Origin of the sequence: Legionella bozemanae (assembly GCF_001648595.1) — a bacterium.
Taxonomy (GTDB): Bacteria; Pseudomonadota; Gammaproteobacteria; order Legionellales; family Legionellaceae; genus Legionella; species Legionella bozemanae.
This window is the reverse complement of sequence record NZ_LBAW01000003.1, coordinates 82,804-105,606: the sequence shown is the minus strand read 5'-3', so window position 1 is coordinate 105,606 and position 22,803 is coordinate 82,804. Positions and strand designations below refer to the sequence as shown.

Here is a 22,803-nt window from a genome sequence, read left to right as displayed (position 1 = left end):
ATATTGTTATGGATGACAATTTATATAAAGAAGCTTTACTCAGGCTCGATAACGCATCTATTCTCGCTTCGCTTGACCCAGAAGCAGTTGAAAAATTAAAACATGCGAAAGCATGCCTTGAGGTGGCGATACCAGTACGAATGGACGATGGGCAATTAAAAATATTTACCGGGTATCGTGTCCATCATAATTCTATACGTGGCCCCACTAAAGGGGGGATTCGCTTTCATCCTGAAGTGAGTCTTTCTGAAATAAAAGCCTTAGCTTTCTGGATGACCATTAAGTGTGCTGTAGTTGGCATACCTTTTGGTGGTGCAAAAGGTGGTGTTATTGTTAATCCGAAACAATTATCACGTCTTGAATTAGAACGATTAAGCCGAAGTTACATTACGTCCATAGCAGATTTTATTGGACCTGATTTAGACATCCCTGCGCCTGATATGTATACAAATGCTATGATTATGGGATGGATGATGGACGAATACTCTAAAATTGTCCGTCAAGCAACACCGGCTGTAATTACAGGGAAACCTTTACCGTTGGGTGGAAGCCAGGGCCGGGAAAATGCTACAGGCTTAGGCGCTTATTATTGTATTAAAGAACTGGAAAAAATAAAAAAATGGCATCCCCAAAAAATGCGCGTGGCCATTCAGGGTTTTGGCAATGCAGCACAACCTTTAGCGCAATTGTTGTATCAAGATGGTTATAAGATTGTAGCAGTTAGTGACTCTAGAGGTGGTATATATCGAGCACAAGGCTTTAATATTCCAAGTATTATTTATGCCAAAAACAAATTTGAACAGGTCCAAGCCGTCTACTGTGAGGACTCAGTTTGTCAAATGGTTAAAGCAACTCAAATCACTAATGAAGAACTGTTAGAATTAAAAGTTGATATTTTAATTCTGGCGGCGCTGGAAAATCAAATAACCAAGAAAAATGCGGCAAAGATAAAAGTGCCTATCATTGTTGAGGTTGCTAATGGCCCTACTACAGTAGAGGCCGATGATATTTTAAAGGAAAAAAATATTCTCGTTGTGCCTGATATTTTAGCTAATGCTGGTGGGGTTACGGTAAGTTATTTTGAATGGGTTCAGAATAAGTCAGGTTATTATTGGACGTTGGCACAGGTGCAAAGACGTTTGCGCGCCATCATATCGAGAGAATTTAACAACGTTTTTGAGTTACTGGAAGTTCATCAAGTTGACCTGCGTACTGCTGCTTATATTCATGCATTAAATCGACAGGCAGAAGCTGTCGTAGCCCAAGGGACACATGATTATTTTTCTGAGTCTTATTGAGTAAATTTATTTCCTGGTTCTTCTAAAAAGCATGCTAAGACATTTACTGAAAAAGATGCGTGTATTGATGTATTAATTCGCCAACATCACTCCTCTAAAAAATCATTATGAGATTGATTTTTAAGTACAATGATTACGTTTCATTTGAAAGGAAATTGGTCCTCCTTTTTCAAGAATAGCTGTATTTTATTAATTGAAGATTATTTAGGCCATATTGCAATCTTAATGACTGCATTATATCGTTTCTCGTCATTCGTGTGCATTCGAGATTTTTTATTTACTTTTTTAATAATAGGGCAAAACCCCTATATAATTAAGAATTATTCAGATTATAGTATTAACTAAACCTATAAAAAAGGATTTTTATATGGCTAAGAAAGCGGATAAGCCAATTGTCATTATCACAGGCTCTAGTGGCAAAATAGGGACTGCTCTTGCTCGTGCTTTACGAAACTCTTATAAAATTGTAGGTTTTGATCAAGATAAAGATGCCTGTGAAATTCCCTGTGATATTACATCGGATGCCTCTTTAGCTTTATCTTTTCGGTTATTTAAAGAAAAATATGGAAATAAAATTGCTGCAGTGATTCATCTTGCAGCCTATTTTGATTTTACAGGCGAAGAGTCTTCTTTGTATCAGTCTGTAAATGTAAATGGTACAAAAAATTTACTCCTGGCATTACAAGATTTTGAGGTGGAACGATTTATCTATGCCAGCACTATGCTCGTACATAAACCTTGTCTCTTAGGAGAAACTATTAATGAAGATGCACCTCTTTTGCCGAAATGGCCGTATCCAAAATCCAAATTAGAAGCGGAAAAAGTAATTAAAAAATATCATGGAAAAATACCTTACCTGATTTTTCGTTTGGCAGGTTTATATGAAGACGTGACCTGTGTTCCCACACTTGCTAACCAAATTGCTCGAACCTATGAACGAGAAATTAAAAGTCATTTATACGCGGGAGATTTAAATGTTGGCCAAGCATTTATTCATCAGAAAGACTTGATAGAGCTTTTCAAAAAAGCTCTTTTTTACCGTAATGAATTATCGCAAAAAGAAATTATTCTAGCAGGAGAGCCAAAAACGCTCAGCTACAGAAAATTACAAAATCTAATAGCTCAATTGATTCATGGGGAACAATCTTCTCTCTACAAGGTTCCCTCTACTGTCGCTAAAGCAGGTGCCTGGCTGGAGCATCAGACAGAACCATTAATACCTGATGATTTTGATCAAGGCGAAAAACCATTTATTCGTTCATTTATGATAGATCTTGCTTCAGATCATTATGCTTTAGATATTACTAAAGCCAAAGAACATCTTCATTGGGAACCTAAACATTCAATTGAAGAAACCCTTCCTAAAATTATTGATTCTTTAAAGGCTGATCCGGAAATTTGGTATAAAAAAAATAGATTAGTCCAGCCAGACTGGATGGTTGCTATTAAGCATAACCCAGAGAAAATACGCTCCCTTTATGAGACTAACTTCCGCCAACAACACCAACAAAACCTATGGGCACATTTTTTAAATATGGGTTTTGGATTATGGCTAATAACTTCGCCAGCATCCCTAGGATATACCTCTTATCCTCTAACATTAAGTGATATTATTAGTGGGAGCGTACTTCTTTTATTTGCATCTTTAAGTCTATCTTGGCGTTTATCACAAGCTCGATGGGCTTGTGCTTTAATTGGTCTGTGGTTAATATTTGCCCCTTTGGTTTTTTGGGCACCAACTGCTGCTGCGTATTTAAATGATACTCTTATTGGCACACTAATTGTTGGTTTTTCTGTAATAGTTCGCCCTGACATAGGTGTAGCGCCTAATGCTGCTTTAGAAGGACCTGTCATTCCTCCTGGATGGGATTTTTCACCTTCAAGCTGGTTCCAGCGATTGCCGATAATCATCTTGGCTTATATTGGTTTTTTTATTTCACGATATATGACGGCTTATCAACTTGGTCATATTGATCATGTCTGGGAACCATTTTTTATGGGAGATTTACCTGATGCAAAAAATGGAACCGAAGAAATTATTACGTCTTCTATATCTAAAGCGTTTCCAGTTCCAGATGCAGGGCTAGGTGCTGCAGTTTACATTTTAGAAATTTTAACAGGTATTATTGGTGGCGCAAATCGGTGGCGTACCATGCCATGGTTGGTGCTTTTGTTTGGTATTATGATTGTGCCATTAGGAATCGTCTCTATTACCTTTATCGTCATTCAACCTATTCTTTTAAATACATGGTGTACTTTATGTCTAATCGCTGCGGTTGCCATGCTCATTCAAGTTCCCTATTCCTTTGATGAATTAATTGCAACGAGTATTTTTCTTTGGCGAAGATGGAAAGCTGGCAGGCCATTATTGAGAATTTTGTTTGTTGGTGATAGTGATGAGAGAGCTCAATCTAGAAAAGAAGTAGATACTTTTGAGCAATCGCCTAAAATAATTCTACGAGAAATGTTGAGCGGAGGTATAACTTTACCTTGGAATTTAATGGGATGCATACTCCTCGGTATCTGGTTAATGTTTACGCGTATTACTTTGGACACAACGGGTCCAATGGCTAATAGTGATCATCTCATTGGCTGTCTTATTATAACGATAACCATAACAGCATTAGCTGAAACAGTTCGTATTTTGCGCCTACTTAATTTATTTTTAGCTATCGCTTTGTTTATTACGCCATTTATTTATCATGCATCAGCATGGGGAATTTTTGCAAGTCTCGTTAGCGGCGCTCTTTTATTCTTCTTATCCATTCCGCGAGGAAAAATCCGGTCTTCTTATGGAACTTGGGATAAGGTTATTTTTTGACCAGTGGTATTATGAAAAATCAATTCCGCCCGAGTTTTAAGTTTTTTTAGTTTTTGGATATGACTTTATTTTTTGTTTAGAGTCTTTATGTTTATTCACTTTATCACAAACCTCTCCTGTATGCGGAGTGTTGGGGGTAATATCGCAAATGTGTTCAATATGAGTGACCTCAGGATGCTTTTTCTCTTCCTTACGTTTTTTCATAACCTGCTCCTTAAGCGGATAATTTATACATATAGTAAAATTTTAACAACTAATCCAGGTTGGAATGGGGATAAAATAATAAAAAACTTATCAAACGAAAACTCTCTTTTGTCCTCTGCGTGTGACGGTTTTTCAATTAAATCAGTTAACAAGCTCTCTATTGGAACTACAGATAGCGATAAAACATTTTCTTGGGCTAATTACTCTATACTTTTTGTAGGACTTCGGAAAAGGTAAGCGTTTTGGAGAAACTCATGAATAAAACGAATCGGCCTTATAAAAGACTTTTTCGGTCAAGGTATAACAAAAGAATTGCTGGTGTTTGTGGTGGTTTAGGAGATTATTTTAACATCGACCCCATCTGGGTTCGTATCTTTTTTATCGTTCTTTTTCTGGCAGGTGGGGCCGCTTTTATTGCTTATGTCATAATATGGCTACTCGTACCTCTCGAACCTTTAAATCGAGAAAAAAATCTCATGAACCGCGATTCGCTTTGATAATGATTTTATATTTTTCATGGAGCAACGCCCCCACATTTGTCATGCCGCATTTTACCAGTACCTTTTGAGAGGTCATCAATATCATTAAGAAAAGGTTCTCGAATCATGAGTCTTGATAATTAACATGGTATCTACTGAGCTTCCCTATTATTTTTCCTGTTTAGAAAAATACTGGCTGCATCGTACCCAATACTTTAAAGAAAATATCTCCATCATTTATTATACCCCCAATATTCTCATCAATGATTTTACCCATGCAGCGAAGCAGGCGGGCAGGGATATACGGGATGACAGCTGGATGCTTTATTCTGAATTTTTTCATTTTTTACCTTTTACATAAAAATTTAATATTTCATTCATTAAACTTAAAATATAAAAATTTAAAACATTCAACGGCGTTGCCCAAAGCGTTTACTGAGAAGGGCATGTATAGGCTTGCCATAATTTTAAAAAGTCCTAAGGCTACGAAGCTGACAATTTCTATTATTGAACCATTTACAAATGGTTCGTGAAATATTGCGTACAATCAAAACATTACCGCAGACACCACAAAATTCTCTCTTCTTCGATGTTGCCAACAACTATCAGTATTTTGTATACAACGTATATAAACAATCTATTTCTAATATACTTGCCAAGTCGTTATTATGTGTTTTAGGGGCTTTTCTCCATTAAGAATGGCACCGTAAAAAGAAAATTTATTCAAGATATATATCTTCGGTTTTCCAAAAGTTTTACTGAAACATTCAATATTTTTTTAGATATTTATTAATTGTTAATTCCATATTTTAACAAAATAAATTCCTTTAATGAGAGTTAGAAAAATGCAAGAAGTTAACACATAATATGATTATTCTTTACATTCCATTTGAATATTGAAACACTAGCAACGCGATTCAACCACGATTTTTTAGTGATCAATCATCGTATATCTCATATTCATCTTTACTGTTGCGATAATCCGGGCAAAAATGCCAGCTTGGCGACGAATTTTAGAGCCATGCTTTTGCGCCCAGAATGTAACACAATTAATTATTACCAAGGTAAAATTTATCCTCCAGATATGGCCGGTAGATTGTGGGCAACAACGGCTCAAGAAACAGTTGCTGCAGCACCAAGACAATTAGAGAAAAGTATCGAAACAGAGCCCGATGAAAGAGCTTCTGGGCGCTCCAGTATAAAAACAGAAACAATGGAGCGGAGTTTTTCAAAAAGTGAAATGAGCAAGGCAGAAATATCAATCTTCTGGGGATGCGCTGGCGATTTTTGGACGATCTCAGGGTGAAAGCTTATACCAGCCCCTCTGCTGCTGATGACACCCAGGATCTTGCACCGATGATATTAGCGATTCGCTCGAGATTCTGACGAAAAGGACCGTTTGTTATATTTTTAATTCTTCGGCTAAGTCCCTGGTAGACAGATTATTCAATACCATTACAGTATTTACTGGTCAAGATGGCTGTCGACATGCTTATCGATTTGAAACACCCATTTGTCATCAGGGCTCAATAGCCGAATTTACTGTTAAGTTTATCGGTACTATTGTGCGTATGAGAGACAGGGATTCCTTAGTGCGGATTAATTCTAAACTTAATGCAGATGAGTACTACATATTAAGCCCAGTTATTTTCAAGCACTCTACCAAGCCTTCAAATCTTTAATGCTCGAACTTACTAATTTGGATAACCAATGCACTCCCTCATCATATTGGCTCTTACTGTGCATCACGAGATAAATAGGGGTTGGTTCCAGATTGAATGGTAAGGGTTGCATTTTTAAATTAAATTGCTTTGAAAAAATATTAATTAAAAAACTTGGAGCCGTGGAAATAACGGTGTCGGAATTGGCTACTGCAAAAATAGCAGGTAAAATATTTTTTACAAAAAGCATATCATTGCGTACCTTTTTTCTTTTAAGTAAGTATTCCGCTGAATGACTGTATCTTTCTTGATTAAAACTAAATGCAATATGTTTACTGGCCAGATAATCTTTTAAAGATAAGGGCCTATTTATGAGTGGATTATTCTTACTTGCAAAACAAATAATTTCTTCTTCATATAATTTTTCAGCCTTAAGTTGTGCTGAGAGTGAATTTTCATTAATAGCTCCGATGGCAATATCTACTTTATCATCAATAAACAGATGAGGATTATCAGCCATTGCCTCAATTGTTGTTTCAATAACAATATGAGGCAATTTTTCAAGCGCCGACATTAAAGAAGGTAACACGATGAGCTCAACATAATCAGGTAAAGCAATCTTAAATGATCTTTTTGAATGAAAGGGATCAAACTGTTCGCCAGGTTGTAAGATATTTCTTAAACCAAACATCACCTGCTCTAATTGTGGTTGTAACTCTTTTGCTTTTGGAGAAAGAAAGTATTCTCCTTTTCCAGGAATCAACAGTGGATCTTTAAATAACTCTCTGAGTTGCTTCAAAGAAGAACTCATTGCAGGCTGACTTATGCACACTTTAGCAGCTGCGGCACTTACACTTTTTTCACTTAATAGAGCATCCAAATGCAATATTAAATTTAAGTTCATTCGTTTAAAAGGTGTCACGATTTTACCCTTTATAATAATTCTCTCTTACATGAAGTATAAGAAATTTGTATGTACCTTATACAAATAATCAATTTCATAGATATCAAAGATCATTATAGAACGGAAAACCAAATAATGAGTAAATTTACTAAAGTGCTCATTGAAGCTATAGAAAAGTTAGCTAAGTGTTCTATCTTATTGTTTAATTTTCTGAATTTAGTGGAAATCGTCTCGTTTTAGGGTAGATAAGAATTACTTCTTCTTGCTTTTAGTTGGATCTTAAGCAAGAGATATCTTTCAACTTGATGTATTGTTGACAGCATGTTTGAATCCTTATTTAAATCCGGCAATTATTTTCCTAATGAGTTAAATGCACAGAATGGTGTGGAGTTTGTTCAATTCGCTCTTCAACAAATAGAACAGAATGGATGTTACGATCCGGACAAGAGGGGACATGATTTGTTTGAGTGCATCCAATTATTGATGCCGGGCTCACTGCCTCCTATTCGATGATATAATTTATATTTAAACTAACGAGATTGGTACATACTCAATGAAACGAAAATATAGTGTTTTAAATAGAAGAAATAATACCCAAGATGAGAAAATAGTCACAGTAACAAAGAAACTAAGGCTATTCGACTTTAATGAACATTCTGATCGAAAATCAGCATTAATTAAAAGTGAATGTAGTGGAAAGTTAAAGCTAGTTTGTACGATGGACAAATCGGGTTATCAAAGTGATGAAGAATGGCCAGAGTACATTCAACAAATCATTGCAAATCATCAGCAGAATCCAACTTGGCGCATTAATCTTTTTGACAGATATTCCGTGTCTCCTGAATTAAAAATAGATTCTCAACTAGTCTTGAGAAATGCTATGCCACATCTTAAACAAGAGGGAATGGGAATTTTTATATTTAAAGATTGTAACGGTTCTATTAGTCTTCGAGAGAGCTCTCTTGAGTATTGCACGCGCTTGATCATCACAAATACGGAGCAACACTTAGTTCTAGACAGCCATTTACAAATAGCAGTAGCGGAGATACATGAATTTATAAATGAAGATTTCAGGTATGTAACGAAGTATTTAAAAGAGTGCAATGTAGATTTATATAGTCCATCAACTCAAATTACTGTTATTTATGGACCCTATCCCGATTATATTAATGAAGAAGAAGAGGAAGAGCAAAACGATATCGAGCTTCCTGGATTTTTAATCGCATTTATGTTGGAAGAAACCCTAAAGAGACCCATTGTTTCCATTAAAGCATGTCCTGAGAAAATATCTCAAATTGATTTGGCAACTGGAGCGATCAGCAGGGCGGCTTTAGATAAACAATTAGATAGTGATGCGGATGATGAATATAACATCGATGAGGAAACACGTTCTTTTGTAATTTGAGTAATTTTAGAATGAATCAATTTTATCAATATAGAAGTCTAGACCTCAATATAACTCTTGATATCTCATAAATGAGTACGATTGATGCTTGATTTTCACCTACTTTCTAACATGAAAATACACTTAACTCCAATATAAATTCTACCAATAGAACTCTCTATAGATAGGTTGGGGCTTGATTGTTCATGAGACGTATGTTTAAATTGTTTTTCATTTTTTATCAAAAAGTTAACTCAAATTTTTACTATAAAATAATTGAGAAAAAAACCGAAAGTTTTATGTACATTGACAGTGGAAGTTGAATGAAAAAGGAATTAATGTGGTTTGTAATAAAGTTTATTCTACTAATGTCTTTTGTTGGTTCCAATGTTTGGGCAGCTCTTGAAATTAACAAAAGTGCTGATACAACTTCTGCAGTCCCAGGCCAAACGGTCGCATATACTATAGAAATCACTAACACTGGCCCGGATTCTGAAACTAATGTAGTGCTAGAAGATGATCTTGCTGGAGTCCTGGATGATGCAACATATAACAATAATGTATCAAGCTCAGCTGGTAGCTGTACATTTAATGCATTAACAATAAATTGTTCTTTAGGTACCCTTTCTGCGGGTGCCGTCGTAACAGCTACGTATTCAGTTACAGTAAACGATCCGCCATCTGGGGATTCAACTCTAATAAATACCGCTACGGCTAATAGTGATGGTGGGACACCCATTTCAGATGAAGTTACGGTACCAATATCAGTCTCTCCTCAATTTACTTTCCAAAAAAGTGCTACCCCCTCAGAAATAACAGCAGCAGGACAAATCATTACTTATAGTTTTGCAGTCACTAACAGTGGGAACGTAACGCTCAATAATATAACAGTTAACGAGTCCGCTTTTTCAGGGACTGGTACTCTATCCGCCATCACTTGCCCAACAACTACCTTGGCACCAGAAGAATCTACTGTCTGTACTGCTACTTATACTGCAACTCAGGAGGATATTAATGCAGGTGTAATTACTAATACCGCAACTGCTCAGGCATCCTACGGAAGTGTTGTACTTCTTCCTGCGTCTTCATCAGCCGCTGTAACTGCAACTCCTGCTGCTGCATTAACCTTACAAAAAACGGCCTCACCAACCATTGTGAATGCTGCTGGAGAACAAGTGACTTACAGCTTTACAGTTACGAATACAGGGAATGTGACCCTTAGCGGGCTTGCTATAAATGATGTAATGGCTGCTCCTGCAACACCAGGTAACTTGAGTGCTATTACATGCCCAGACACGACGTTGGCCCCCGGCGCAGAGACAACTTGCACTGCCACCTATACCGTCAGTCAAGCGGACGTAGATAATGGTTCTATTAATAATAGCGCTACTGCTACGGGATCTTGGGTGAATGGTACTGTAATTTCTGAGTCTTCATCAGCCTCTGTAGCTGCAACTCCTACTACTGCATTAACCTTACAAAAAACGGCCTCACCAACTACGGTTAATGCTGCTGGAGAACAAGTGACTTACAGCTTTACAGTTATGAATACAGGGAATGTGACCCTTAGGGGGCTTGCTATAAATGATGTAATAGCTGCTCCTGCAACACCAGATAACTTGAGTGCTATTACATGCCCAGACACCACGTTGGCTCCCGGCGCAGAGACAACCTGTACCGCCACCTATACTGTCAGTCAAGCAGATCTTAATGCAGGGAATATTTCAAATACAGCCACTGCTTCAGGTATGACGCCTAACAGCTTTGTAGTGACTTCTGCACCTTCAACGACAACAGTGCAAGCTACTGCTCAAGCGTCCTCTTTGACTTTAAATAAATCAGCAGATATCCAAAGCTTTTCCTATCCAGGTGTTGCAATTACCTATACTTACTTAGTAACAAATACAGGCACTGTGGTTTTAAATAATATTGCTGTAACCGATTCCCAAATAAATATGGTTTCATGTCCTGCAACGGCCTTAAATCCCGGAGCAAGTATGGCGTGTAAAGGGACTTATGTCACAACAATAAAAGATGTGCAACAAGGTGGAGTAACCAATATTGGAACTGCAACAGCTGCAGCACCTAATGGAACGACATTAAGCGTTCAATCTGCGCTTACTGTAGAATTCAATCCGGATTTAATTCGTAAAAAAACCTTGTCAGCAGTAAGAAACTTTTTAAGTGCTCGGACTCAACTGATTCTGACTGCATCTCCTGATCGCTATCGTCTTATTAGAAAACTGTCGCAGCAGAAAAAAGCATGCACTGATACTGGTTCTTTTGGAAACATAAGACCTACCTCAAATGGTGCAACACTTAATGGTTCTATCAGTTCGAGTCAATTCAGTATCAATCCCACTAAACTTGATTTATGGGTCGAAGTACATGGTGCCTATTATAACCAAAATAGATTTGAGAACTCACGGCATGGTAATTTTGGTGTGCTTTATGTAGGACTTGATTACCTTTTTATGCCTTCAATTGTTGGCGGTATCTTAGCTCAAGGGGATGTTATCAATCAAAATGAAAGCAACCATGTGAACAATGCTCATGGTTCTGGATGGCTTTTAGGGCCTTACGTAAGTACAAAACTAAACTCCAATTTATATTTACATACGCGTGCTGGTTGGGGTGAATCAAACAATAAAATAAATCCCTTAGGTTACTATGATGATTCATTTACTACCGTGCGTAGTTTATATAACGCCGAACTAGTAGGTGATTTTAAACTTAAAAATTTATTAGTAATGCCTACAGCAGGCATGACCTACTATAGTGAAAATCAGCATCACTTTACTAATGCTTTAAATGTTTTGATACCTGGACAAACAGTTAGTTTGGGGCAATTAAATTTTGGACCTGAATTTGCCTATCAGTTTAATACGCTTCGTTGCAAGGAAATTGGTCTTCGTTTCACCATACAAGGACTTTATAATTTCAATCAGAGTCATGATTCTTTTATTGATGATGAGTTTTTTATCCCTGTATCACGTTTCTCAGGAAGAACAAAGTTGGCATTAGATGTTCTATTTCCATCGGGTTTTTCATTGAGCCCTATGGTAACTTATGACGGGATCGGGACCAATTCTTATAATGCAGTCCAGGCACAAATTCAGTTCAGCGCGCCTTTTGGTTGAGATACTCCAGCAAAATATATTTACTCCTAATAGAACATCCCTGTAAATATAGAGTAGAATCTTTCTTAGGTATTTTAATTCTTTTTTTGAACGTCAAATCAAAGGGTTAGCCTAGACTATCTTGATTAAAATGCTCCCATCATTTGATGGAGCGCTGTGAAGCATTTTATACCACTGCTGTATTGTTTGGATGTGGCTTATGTGTCTAAGGGAAGGATGATGAATAAAGACAATAGAAGAAGGAATATTTCAGTAAATAATCTATTAAGGGAAATTATAAATGAATAAAGCTAACATCTTTAAAATGACTTCTTTAATTATTCCTGGTTTTCTTGCTGCCAATATCTGTCATTCTGGAACTACTGGAACTCCCGTGTTACCCATACCCATGTGGTCTATAGGTATAGAAGGTGGAGTAGCTCCTACTAACTATAGTACCAGAAGTCCAACTTATCTTTTTAACCAAAGTGCGGGATTTGGGCTGAGTTCTGTAAGCTCAACTAATTTTTCTGATCAATTTCACACACCGTATACTATAGGTGCGGAAATCGCTAGATTAATCGCTCCTTCAACCAGCGTATTTGTTGAGGGGAATTATTTCAGAGGAGACTCTAAAACTTACTATTTTACTCTTCGGGGGATTAATATTAGTCATACGTTTGATTATTACGAGAGTTATGGTATTTATCTAGGTGGGCGATACATCAGCAATTATTTTAGCAACAAATTTTTACCCTATATCGGTGCGAAAGTTGGTTTTATGAATTATAGAGCTGTAAATGCATCGGAACACTTCCTTAGCGTGCCAATCCCATCAGAAATTGATCCTTATTATTCGTCAGATACGACAGTTAGTGGCGGAGTTCATATTGGATTAGATTATTCAATGAGTGAAACGTTTTCTTTAGGCGTGAAATTTGAAGTGTTAGCTTCAGGATCAAGGTTGAGTCAAGTAGTACAAAATAAGATTCCAGCACCGAATGTTGCTATCGGTAACACTGGGACCTTAGTTTCATATCCTATTGAAGCAATTTTAAAATATAAATTTTAGTTCCCTTTGATTGAAATGAAGTTGAACTAACTGGTGTGCTTATTAGTGGCTTTTGGCTTTGCAAATTAACGCTGGCCTTATTTTAAAATTGATTTTGTACAAACTGCAATAAGCTATTCCATAAGGTTTTATAAGCTTTGAAGCTAGTAGAAATAGAGGTGTTGTAATATGTCATTTTAAATGAGGGACATACGATTTCTATTGGCCAATCTTCAATTGTCAAATTTCTTACAATAATGTTTTTGATGCTGAATTTTTTATTTAGCAGTTTATTTAGCTTATGTTTTTATTGATATAATGTTTCGATACATAGCTAAAGCAGAAACGGCCAGACCGCGAAGCGGTCTGGATAATGAATAAATTGATTAATAGGTTAAGCTTCTAACACAGCGCACACCTAAAGCGTAGTGTTTATCTACGCCGCCTTGGGCGCTGTTACTAGAATCAAAGTACTGATAGCATGCGCTCTCCAGCGGAAAGCCCGAATTCTCAGTAGAACACCAATAATAGCCAGAAAGGTTGGTGATATTTGTACTCACCAATTGGTTTTGAATGTTGGTGCTTCCTGGAGTACATGCTTGCGAGCCAGGAGAAGAGGGATAATTACCGCCAGAACCAAAAGGACCTAAATCACATACGGATGGCAAATACCAGTCGCTATAGCAAGTCGAACCGCCAGCACATGCTGTTGCACTATTGCCCGTTAATGGCTGCCTGCAAAGACCTGTTGCATAAGTGGTATTTGCTCTACTGTTATAAAAGACTTGTACGTTGTGTGTAGCACAGGCACCATCATTCGCCGCATCACAGTTTAATTGGCCTGTTTGAAAAGTTGCGGGATAGGTTGAAGAAGCGTTTGGGCTAGGATGAGAAGAAGTGGATGCATCATCAATACCCCAAATGTTATTATAAACACTACCAGGAGACCACGTGATACCATTAGGATAAGCATCCGCCTGATTGGTAGTAGCCACTACTTTACCGCCAATACTTCCTACATTGGGGGCTGTGTCGTCAATAGAGAATACATAACCTCCCTGGTACTGACACCCATAACCAAGTACTACAACATGTGCTGTTGTATGAACGGTGTTACCATTTGCTGTAATGTTAATCGCGCTGGGAACTGGTGCGCCACCATTGGTGCACGGTGTACTTGAATTATCAGAAGAAACTATGGCGCCAGGGGTGAGTATTATAGTACATGAACCCCCGCTAGGAATTGGTACATTATTATTGCACGTTGTTGCGGATATTGCAGTTCCCATAGGTAATGCCGGATTAAAAGCTCCTGCTGTAGGCACTGTATCAAGAGTAATGGGATTAGCTGAAGTGTTCTTCAGCGTAATTGTTCTTGCAAGACCACCACCAAGCCCCGAAAGAGCCAAAGTTGATGGGCTTGCAACTAGGCCGTTTATTGGGGTAATGGAACTTGATAAAGACGCGGGGCCTGTTTGATTTACGCCACTTTGTCGCGTTATAGTGCTGACTGCAAACGTATACGCTATCCCATTTGTTAAACCAGTAACCACGCATGTTAATGATGGTGCTGTTGCAGTACAACCCGCTGTGTCGAATCTCGTGCCTGAAGTTGGACCATACGTTACTGTATACCCTATGATTGTTCCTGTACCCGTGTTGCTTGGAGCGGTCCAGCTGATCATTGCTTGGCCATTACCTGGAACAACAAAGACATGATTGGGTCTCCCAGCTACAGGGAAAGAGGGTGTTGAGATAAAATTCACCGAGCAGTTTCTTGTCACTGGAGCTGTAGTATACGTCGTACCGGACAAACTTCCCCCACATGTATCACTCGCAATACCCGCTACATAGCCAGGAGCCACACTCAAATAAATTACCACTGTTCCATTATAATTCACCTGTTGGTTGGAAGGATTCGGGACAACGTGTGTGTCCCCATTTGCACTCACCGTATAATGGATTACTGGGGGTGGATTAGTACCTTTCACCACATTTAATACATTAACAGGGTTCGGTTGATAACACTGATTGGGATTATTTTGTTCACACAATACAGGTCCTGTATGAAGACCTTGTTCCGGTATCAGGCTGCCGTTAATCATCAGCGTTAAGGTACATGTACTGCCTCTTGCTGCCAAATAACAAGCTGACGCACTCACGCCAGGAGTCGCTTTTAATATTAGATTTTTGGATTTTATGGATTGATTCGTTACCGTATACTGTACTGTAGCAGTGCCTCCAGCAGCAACTGTAACTAGGGCTGGACTGGGAGCAGAATATGTCCATACGGGGAGTGCTGCATTGATTGAAGTGCTGACGCATAATCCAACGAACCCAACACCCCAACATCGATTCCTTAACTTATTCACTCTTCTTATTCTCCTATTCTTATGCCATATAGGTCATGTTGAACAATGTGTCATTTATGTATCCATGGTCCAGTTTACTGCATGCTCTACCTTTTCACTCTCGTCTAGATTAGCAAATCAATAGACCGTGTTGCAAAAATAAGATGGTTGTATAATAGTTATCATTCCAGAATCATAGATGGTTGTAAGATGAATCCAGTGCCTTAGAGATGGAGAAAATCTCCTAACTCATATCACATAAGAAATAAGTAGTTGAAATTTAACCGGATATTTATTTTTCTAATATTAGTTAGATAACTTAAAATAATATTTAATATTTTCTTATCTCTCAATAATTCTTGATACTCTATCATAGATGGAAGAGATGAGGCGGAAAGTAAGTTTAGAGTCCAATTATTGAAGCAATTTTAAAATATAAATTTTAGCTGCCTATGTGTGATTCCATTCTAATCCTGGATGTATTTAGAATTTCGCGCACACCATTTAGTCCTTATTTAAAGTTATTCTAAGATCTGTTAGGAGTGAAACGCTGATCTATAGATTGCGATTATACCAAATAGCGGGCTATTGGTTGTTACTTTCCATGCAAATTTGGGCATGGTCGTTTTTCTCAATAATACAGCTCCTTGCTCTCAAAATCTCTCCACTGCAGGAGAGTCAATATTCCATAGTTGATTAAGATTAACGGTTTTTGCACCACATAAAAAGGGCCAGCCTTTTATTAAAATATTATCTTTTATTGTAAGAGAAAATACCAGGACGGTACTGGCTTGTTGTAAAAGATAGGTTCTTTTTGAACAACAAATAGGGCATTGCCAAATGGCAACAGAGTCTCAGGACTTAAAATGTGGAGCCTTGTCTCGACGCATCATTACTAACAAGGTTAGTAGACAGATTTTTTTGCTCAATAATTTCTATAGCTCGTGCCAAGGAGCCCTTTGGATTAACCAGGGGAATCTTTTAAGCTCCTCTAATAAAGAGTTAATATTCTTATTCATTACATTAACCAGAAAGATATAACGATGCTTTTTTGATCAAGAAATGCTTTTGTTTTTCCCAATTAGGAGCAACTTTGTTAATCAGCCGATAAGATTTATAGTTATGATGATGTTCTGCAACGAGCACTTCATGAATCAGCACCGATTTTATCTGGAACTCTCTTTGATGGTTTGCAGATACAATTGGTCATTCCCCCGCTGCCAAATAATTTATCCTTGGACTGGTAAATCAAAAAGTTAGGTGATTATAATTTTTATTAAAGTTCACTAAAAAATACTGGGCCAAAATACTATAACTATTTTAAGATAGTAAATTACGTCATCAACTATTTATTTAGAATTAATTTGTAGAAATTAAAATATTATTACAAATCAAGGGACGGATATGAAAATAAAAAAATTGGCTCTAAGCATTTTAGCTGCATCATCAGTATTTTTCTTAAATACCTCCTCCGCAAGTGAACCTCCAAAAGAAGCCTCCTCAGTGACCCAAAATTTAAATAATAAGTTATTAAAAGAACTGCCTTTCAATGATAAGGAATCATTTAATAATGCATCCAAAGGATTTATTGCACCCTTGCCGAATGATGGCGTGATTAAAAATGCTAATGGAAACATTATATGGAATTTGAGCAATTTTTCGTTTATTAAAGAAGGTAGCCCATCACCTGCTACAGTTAATCCCAGCTTATGGCGTCAATCTCAATTAGTAAAAATGGGAGGTCTATTTAAAGTTAATGAGCATGTATATCAAGTACGTACTGCCGATCTTTCCAACATTACCTTTATTGAAGGACCACAAGGCATAGTTATTGTTGACCCTTTAATTTCCACTGAAACAGCAAAAGCATCTCTTGCTTTATATTTTAAATACCGACCGAAACAACCTATTGTTGCAGTTATTTATACTCATAGCCACGTCGATCACTATGGTGGGGTCAAAGGAGTAGTTACCGAAGAAGACGTTAAAGCAGGTAAAGTAAAAATTGTAGCACCGGTTGGATTTACCGAAGCTGCCGTGGCTGAAAATGTGATGGCAGGCAATGCGATGAGTCGAAGAGCCAGTTACATGTATGGTAACTTACTTCCTATGTCGCCAACTGGACAAGTTGGTGCTGGTTTGGGAATGACAACATCCTCAGGAACTGTATCACTTATACCCCCTACCGATCTTATCCAAGACAACCAGCAACATTTAAATTTAGCAGGTCTAAACTTTATTTTTTATATGGCGCCAGACTCTGAAGCACCATCTGAAATGTTCTTTTACATACCAGAATATCATGCTCTATGTACTGCAGAAGATGCAACACATACCTTACATAATACTTACTCTCTAAGAGGAGCAAAAATTAGGGATCCATTAGCTTGGTCTAAGTATTTAAATGAGGTACTTTATCTTTGGGGCAATGATGTCCAGGTATTGTTTGCCCCTCATCACTGGCCAGTTTGGGAGAAAGACAATATTGTAACTCATTTAAAATTACAGCGAGATATGTATCGCTTCATTAATGACCAAACCCTACATTATGCAAACCAAGGTTTTACTATGGATGAAATAGCTGAAAAAGTGAACCTTCCGGATACATTAAGTCATTATTGGTCAAACAGAGGTTACTATGGAACAATGAACCATAATACTAAAGCCACTTATGTAAAATATTTAGGATGGTTTAACGGTAATCCTGCGACTTTACATCCTTTGCTACCAGTAGAAGCCAGTAAAAAGTATGTTGATTATATGGGTGGGGCTGCCAAAATTATGGAACAAGCTAGAAAAGATTATGAGCAAGGAAATTATCGTTGGGTAGCTGAAGTAATGAACCATGTGGTTTTTGCTGATCCCAATAATCAGGAAGCGCGTAATCTTGAAGCCGATGCATTAGAACAACTCGGTTATCAAGCTGAATCAGGACCATGGCGCAATTTCTATCTTAGCGGAGCTAAGGAATTACGTAATGGAGTACAAAAAGTTGCTACACCCGATACTGCAAGCCCTGATACGATTCGCGCTATGAGTACAGATTTATTTTTTGATTACTTGGGAGTTAAATTAAACGGTGAAAAAGCGGCTAATACCGTACTCACATTAAATTTTGTTTTTCCTGATATTAATGAAAAATATGTCGTAGAACTAAATAATGGGAGTTTGCATCATATTAAGGGATATCAATCAGATAAAGTGGATGCAAGCATTACTATGGATAGAGAAACATTAAACCAAATTATTCTGAAGCAAAAAACAGTTGAAAGTACTCTGGCAAACAACGAACTAAAAGTTACTGGTAATAAAGAGTCTTTAAACCAATTACTTGGACTAATGGACAACTTTGACTTCTGGTTTAATATTGTGACCCCAAACAGCTAATTATCTAGCCTCACTACTTTATCAGTAGTGAGGTTTGATTTATTTTACGAAAAGGATTTTGTATGAAATTTTGTCTAATGATTCAGATTTTATTGCACGCATAAGATAGAGTTATCAATATGCAATTCTCTCTATAAAATGCTTAGTAAATTTCTTTGCTTCTTGAGAATTAACGAAAATACTGATGGACTTATAGGCCTCGCAGAAAAATAAACTATCTGCATTAACTTATAGAGTTGCGTGGAGTTATAGAAAGAGTAAACCAGGAATTCCATCCTGAGACCCTGTTCTTTGACACAAATTCTTTATAGCCTTTCAATTAAAAAATATTTGCGACGCGCTAAAGTACGTCCAAAATGCTGTATCACACTTCGTGCTCTTCACTTTACATTTTGTCGAACCTCCACCTCTCCTGGTGAAGTAGTCGTTTTATTGAACGACCTTTCTGTTGTTTGCACGTTGCAACAACAGAAAGATATCTTGGTATTTATTATGGAAGCTTTGCAGCTGAGCGTTCACTCAAAAAATGCAAAGACTTTGGATACAATAAACTATTAAAGCCTGTGGCGCCATTAAAGTAGCCACTATTAAACGGGTAAATATTGTTTGGCGTAAACACCGGTGCGGTAATGGCTTCAGGATAGGTCCAGGTGGTGCCTGCGTCTTTGCTCAGTGCCAGAAGTGGTCGAGCCGTGAAGTTGCCATCATCATAAGTACCTACTGCAATACAGGTGTTGCCCGCGCAGCTTGCTCTACTGAAGGAGCCATTGTTAAACGGATGCGTGTTGTTTGGCGTAAACACCGGTGCGGTAATGGTTTCAGGAAAAGTCCAGGTGGTGCCTGCGTCTTTACTCAATGCCAGAAATGGTCGAGTAGTGCTGCCATCAAAATAACTACCTACCGCAATACAGGTGTTGCCCGTGCAACTTGCACCAATGAAGGAGCCAGTGTTAAATGGATGAGCATTGTTTGGCGTAAACACCGGTGCGGTAATCGATGCAGGAAAAGTCCAGGTGGTGCCTGCGTCTTTGCTCAGTGCCAGAAGTGGTCGACCAGTGCTGCCATCATTATAAGAACCTACTGCAATACAGGTGTTGCCCGTGCAACTTGCACCATTGAAGAAGCCATTGTTAAACGGATGCGTGTTGTTTGGTGTAAACACCGGTGCCGTAATGGCCTCAGGAAAGGTCCAGGTGGTGCCTGCGTCTTTGCTCAGTGCCAGAAGTGGTCGCTCAATGCTGCCATCATTATAAGCCCCCACTGCAATACAGGTGTTGCCCGAGCAACTTGTACTATTGAAGAGGCCATTGTTAAACGGATGTGTGTTGTTTGGCGTAAACAGCGGTGCCGTAATGGGGTCGGGATAGGCCCAGGTGGTGCCTGCGTTTTTGCTCAGTGCCAGAAGTGGTCGCTCAATGCTGCCATCATTATAACCACCTATTGCAATACAGGTGTTGCCCGTGCAACTTGCGCCATTGAAGAAGCCATTGTTAAACGGATGCGTGTTGTTTGGTGTAAACACCGGTGCCGTAATGGCCTCAGGAAAGGTCCAGGTGGTGCCTGCGTCTTTACTAAGAGCCAGAAGTGGTCGACCAGTGCTGCCGTCATAAGTACCTACCGCAACACAGGTGTTGCCCGTGCAACTTGCGCCATTGAAGAAGCCAAAGTGAAACGGATCAGTATTGTTTGGTGTAAACAGCGGTGCAGTAATGGCTTCAGGATAGGTCCAGGTGGTGCCTGTGTTTTTGCTCAGTGCCAGAAGTGGTCGAGTAGTGCTGCCATCAAAATAACTACCTACCGCAATACAGGTGTTGCCCGTGCAACTTGCACCAATGAAGGAGCCAAGGTTAAACGGATAAGTATTGTTGGGCGTAAACAGTGGTGCCGTAATGGCTTCAGGAAAGGCCCAGGTGGTGCCTGCGTCTTTGCTCAGGGCTAGAAGTGGTCGACCAATGCTGCCATCAGAATAAGCGCCTGTTGCAATAGTAACCTGTATTGGGCTTGAAGGCGTTACTGGGTTCGAATTGGCTGCAGGACCATTGCCTATCGCATTGGTTGCATAGACTGCAAAAATATAGGATGTGCCATTGGTTAAACCCGTACAATTAGCGGTTGTACCCGTTACAACACACGTCCCCCCTGCAGGATGCGAAGTGACTGTATAACTTGTAATGGGAGAGCCTCCATTACTGGGTGCAGTCCAACTTACTGAAGCTTGGGCATTGCCTGCAGTGGCGGTTACATTCGCAGGTGCTCCGGGTACAGTTTTCTGCGAGTCGGCGCTTAAATGGATCGTAGCAGATGTGGTATTGCTCGTTGCAAACAAACAATACCCAGTTTTAGGATAGAGCGTACACCCAGAGGCTCGATAGCCTGGGGTTACTGGCATAATTCCGGCGATAGGGTAATAATGGTTTGCAGTGCTACGAATGTGTAAATCCTGCGCTGAAACATGATAGCGCTGGCAGGATAAAGGACCTTTGCCGTTTAAGCATAAAATCACATCCGCTGCTGCAGGGTTTCCTGATTCAGTAATCTTAAATAAGGGCCCTTGTTTCGCATAAGCCCATGAACTTAGCAACAACAGGGCTAGAGTCCCGATATAAATTATTCGCTTTATCATCACATATCCTTGATTGTCTTGTTTCAGGGTTAAATACGCACAGCGCATATTGCAGCATTTGCATAAATGTCTGTATTACAGCCCAACAAAAGTAACCCAGCCAACGCTCCTATTTTCATCTAAACTCCCTCTTTGAAATGACCTAAATCCTCACTAATTTAGTAAATGAATACTTAGGAAAATCTTTGAACATACTCAATAGATATGTTTCATGCGACATCGTTTTTTCCATTATTCGAAAAACAACGGATTCTCGAGTGTACTTCCCATTTCTCAAATTATCAATTGATAGGAAGCGCTACCTGGGTTTTGCAAACAAAGTAGCTTCCTATAATGGACAAGTTAGTGACAAAATTGAAAAAAGCGTGTGATCCTGGGCTATGCAATTTTTCTAATGCCATATAACGGTATGGTGCATGATATTCCTCTGTAAGGTAGGTAAATAATAATTGCTTCGGGTGTAAATACGCCCTAGTGTCGGTTATTCATTTCAATTTATTTTTTGTTCGAACGCTTTTTTGTTTATATTTCCAACTCCATTTATGATTTTGACTAAGTATGTAAAACGAAGCTCATAGGTAAACTCAAACGTTTTATCAAACCGGGGATTCCAATTCATGAAAAATGCGTATACAGTCATTTAAGAGTTTGAAATCATACGTATATTTAAAAAGGACAATTCAATATCTGGATGGACACAAACAGCATTGAAAGACCGTGTTATCCTTTTATCTGAACCAGTCATTATATTTTTTTAGGGAGTTTTTATGAATAGGAATTTTTTAGCACTCGCGTTATCAGCAAGCGTTGTAACTGGGAGTGCCTTAGCAGGCACTATGGGGCCTGTGGTACCTACGTGGTCCTGGGTTGGCACTATTAGTGCGGGGCCGGTTTGGGAGGATGGGGGTAAAACGCAAACTTTTTATCTGGCACCTGAGATTGAAAAGACTTATGTAGCAAATAAGTCGACTCGAACTTTATTTAATGGCGAAGTATTTCTTGGTCTTCAAAAAAGACTGTCGCAAATCATCCAGGGACAGCTTGGTTTAGCAGTAGGCGCAACCAGCAATGCGAATCTATCCGGGATGATTTGGGATGATGCAGACCCAGAGTTTGCTAATTATACCTATGAGTACCAAATACAACATACCCATATCGCAGCAAAAGCGAAGCTTCTGGCGGATATGGGGTATTGGCTTATGCCCTGGATAAGCGGCAGTATAGGTGTTGGTTTTAACAATGCTTACTCCTTTAGTAACACGCCAATAATTTTTGAGGCCCTACCGAATCCAAATTTTAAATCTCATACCGAAACCACATTCACCTATACGGTGGGCGCAGGTGTACAAAAAGCGTTGAATAATCATTGGCAGGTGGGTGTTGGGTATGAATTTGCCGATTGGGGCAAGAGCAATCTTGGTCGAGCTGCGGGGCAAACGCAAAATAGCGGACTTAGCTTAAACCACCTCTACACGAATGGAGTGATGTTTAACCTCACTTACCTGGCATAAGGACATGGAT

14 protein-coding genes are annotated in these 22,803 nt (G+C 38.6%); 9 read left to right on the top strand and 5 right to left on the bottom strand.

Features of this window, described 5'->3' with window-relative positions:
* Positions 1–8 precede the first annotated feature (8 nt).
* Together A8O27_RS03690 and A8O27_RS03685 are read left to right on the top strand one after the other, a co-directional pair.
* The gene (locus tag A8O27_RS03690; protein WP_058458430.1) at positions 9–1,298 is read left to right on the top strand and encodes a Glu/Leu/Phe/Val family dehydrogenase; all 1,290 of its coding nucleotides are present in this window, start codon (positions 9–11) and stop codon (positions 1,296–1,298) included.
* Positions 1,299–1,665: 367 nt separating this feature from the next.
* Positions 1,666–4,119: a vitamin K epoxide reductase family protein gene (locus tag A8O27_RS03685; protein ID WP_058458431.1), complete on the top strand. Its 2,454-nt coding sequence runs from the start codon at positions 1,666–1,668 to the stop codon at positions 4,117–4,119.
* A gap of 36 nt (positions 4,120–4,155) precedes the next feature.
* Here the strand turns inward: A8O27_RS03685 and A8O27_RS18725 are convergent, their stop codons facing one another.
* Complete coding sequence (locus A8O27_RS18725) at positions 4,156–4,323, bottom strand: hypothetical protein (RefSeq protein ID WP_154669234.1); 168 nt, start codon at positions 4,321–4,323, stop codon at positions 4,156–4,158.
* A gap of 254 nt (positions 4,324–4,577) precedes the next feature.
* On the opposite strand from A8O27_RS18725, the gene A8O27_RS03680 reads away from it, so the two are divergent.
* A complete protein-coding gene (locus tag A8O27_RS03680) occupies positions 4,578–4,820 on the top strand; it encodes a PspC domain-containing protein (protein WP_058458432.1) in 243 nt (80 codons plus the stop codon).
* A 163-nt stretch (positions 4,821–4,983) separates the two neighbouring features.
* Here A8O27_RS03680 and A8O27_RS18720 read toward each other — a convergent pair whose 3' ends face one another.
* Complete coding sequence (locus A8O27_RS18720) at positions 4,984–5,145, bottom strand: hypothetical protein (RefSeq protein WP_154669233.1); 162 nt, start codon at positions 5,143–5,145, stop codon at positions 4,984–4,986.
* Positions 5,146–5,736: 591 nt separating this feature from the next.
* Here A8O27_RS18720 and A8O27_RS03670 point away from each other — a divergent pair.
* Entirely contained in the window at positions 5,737–6,108 is a 372-nt protein-coding gene (locus A8O27_RS03670) for a hypothetical protein (RefSeq protein ID WP_058458434.1), read from the top strand.
* A 353-nt stretch (positions 6,109–6,461) separates the two neighbouring features.
* Here the strand turns inward: A8O27_RS03670 and lelA are convergent, their stop codons facing one another.
* Positions 6,462–7,388 carry a LysR family transcriptional regulator LelA gene (gene lelA / locus A8O27_RS03665; RefSeq protein ID WP_115684336.1) on the bottom strand — a complete coding sequence of 309 codons (927 nt, stop codon included), beginning with the start codon at positions 7,386–7,388 and terminating at the stop codon, positions 6,462–6,464.
* A 532-nt stretch (positions 7,389–7,920) separates the two neighbouring features.
* On the opposite strand from lelA, the gene A8O27_RS03655 reads away from it, so the two are divergent.
* From A8O27_RS03655 to A8O27_RS03645, 3 genes are all read left to right on the top strand, one after another.
* Positions 7,921–8,772, top strand: coding sequence for a hypothetical protein (locus A8O27_RS03655; RefSeq protein WP_058458436.1), 852 nt, complete (start codon positions 7,921–7,923; stop codon positions 8,770–8,772).
* A 302-nt stretch (positions 8,773–9,074) separates the two neighbouring features.
* Positions 9,075–11,891, top strand: coding sequence for a CLIPPER-2 domain-containing protein (locus tag A8O27_RS03650; protein WP_058458437.1), 2,817 nt, complete (start codon positions 9,075–9,077; stop codon positions 11,889–11,891).
* 280 nt (positions 11,892–12,171) lie between these two features.
* The gene (locus A8O27_RS03645; protein WP_058458438.1) at positions 12,172–12,942 is read left to right on the top strand and encodes a hypothetical protein; all 771 of its coding nucleotides are present in this window, start codon (positions 12,172–12,174) and stop codon (positions 12,940–12,942) included.
* A gap of 365 nt (positions 12,943–13,307) precedes the next feature.
* Here the strand turns inward: A8O27_RS03645 and A8O27_RS03640 are convergent, their stop codons facing one another.
* A complete protein-coding gene (locus A8O27_RS03640) occupies positions 13,308–15,293 on the bottom strand; it encodes a fibronectin type III domain-containing protein (RefSeq protein WP_058458439.1) in 1,986 nt (661 codons plus the stop codon).
* A 1,383-nt stretch (positions 15,294–16,676) separates the two neighbouring features.
* On the opposite strand from A8O27_RS03640, the gene A8O27_RS03635 reads away from it, so the two are divergent.
* Positions 16,677–18,659, top strand: a complete 1,983-nt coding sequence (locus tag A8O27_RS03635; protein ID WP_058458440.1) for an alkyl/aryl-sulfatase — start codon at positions 16,677–16,679, stop codon at positions 18,657–18,659.
* Between the two features lie 490 nt (positions 18,660–19,149).
* Here A8O27_RS03635 and A8O27_RS03630 read toward each other — a convergent pair whose 3' ends face one another.
* Positions 19,150–21,330: a fibronectin type III domain-containing protein gene (locus tag A8O27_RS03630; protein ID WP_082642402.1), complete on the bottom strand. Its 2,181-nt coding sequence runs from the start codon at positions 21,328–21,330 to the stop codon at positions 19,150–19,152.
* Between the two features lie 719 nt (positions 21,331–22,049).
* Here A8O27_RS03630 and A8O27_RS03625 point away from each other — a divergent pair.
* Positions 22,050–22,793, top strand: coding sequence for an outer membrane protein (locus A8O27_RS03625; RefSeq protein ID WP_058458442.1), 744 nt, complete (start codon positions 22,050–22,052; stop codon positions 22,791–22,793).
* Positions 22,794–22,803 lie beyond the last annotated feature (10 nt).

Excerpts from the sequence above, each read along its gene's own strand:
- A8O27_RS18720 (WP_154669233.1), bottom strand. The coding sequence starts at position 5,145 with ATGAAAAAATTCAGAATAAAGCATCCAGCTGTCATCCCGTATATCCCT.
- A8O27_RS03680 (WP_058458432.1), top strand. The coding sequence starts at position 4,578 with ATGAATAAAACGAATCGGCCTTATAAAAGACTTTTTCGGTCAAGGTAT.
- A8O27_RS03685 (WP_058458431.1), top strand. The coding sequence starts at position 1,666 with ATGGCTAAGAAAGCGGATAAGCCAATTGTCATTATCACAGGCTCTAGT.
- A8O27_RS03630 (WP_082642402.1), bottom strand. The coding sequence starts at position 21,330 with ATGCGCTGTGCGTATTTAACCCTGAAACAAGACAATCAAGGATATGTG.
- A8O27_RS03690 (WP_058458430.1), top strand. The coding sequence starts at position 9 with ATGGATGACAATTTATATAAAGAAGCTTTACTCAGGCTCGATAACGCA.
- A8O27_RS03645 (WP_058458438.1), top strand. The coding sequence starts at position 12,172 with ATGAATAAAGCTAACATCTTTAAAATGACTTCTTTAATTATTCCTGGT.
- A8O27_RS03635 (WP_058458440.1), top strand. The coding sequence starts at position 16,677 with ATGAAAATAAAAAAATTGGCTCTAAGCATTTTAGCTGCATCATCAGTA.
- A8O27_RS03650 (WP_058458437.1), top strand. The coding sequence starts at position 9,075 with ATGAAAAAGGAATTAATGTGGTTTGTAATAAAGTTTATTCTACTAATG.
- A8O27_RS18725 (WP_154669234.1), bottom strand. The coding sequence starts at position 4,323 with ATGAAAAAACGTAAGGAAGAGAAAAAGCATCCTGAGGTCACTCATATT.
- A8O27_RS03625 (WP_058458442.1), top strand. The coding sequence starts at position 22,050 with ATGAATAGGAATTTTTTAGCACTCGCGTTATCAGCAAGCGTTGTAACT.
- A8O27_RS03655 (WP_058458436.1), top strand. The coding sequence starts at position 7,921 with ATGAAACGAAAATATAGTGTTTTAAATAGAAGAAATAATACCCAAGAT.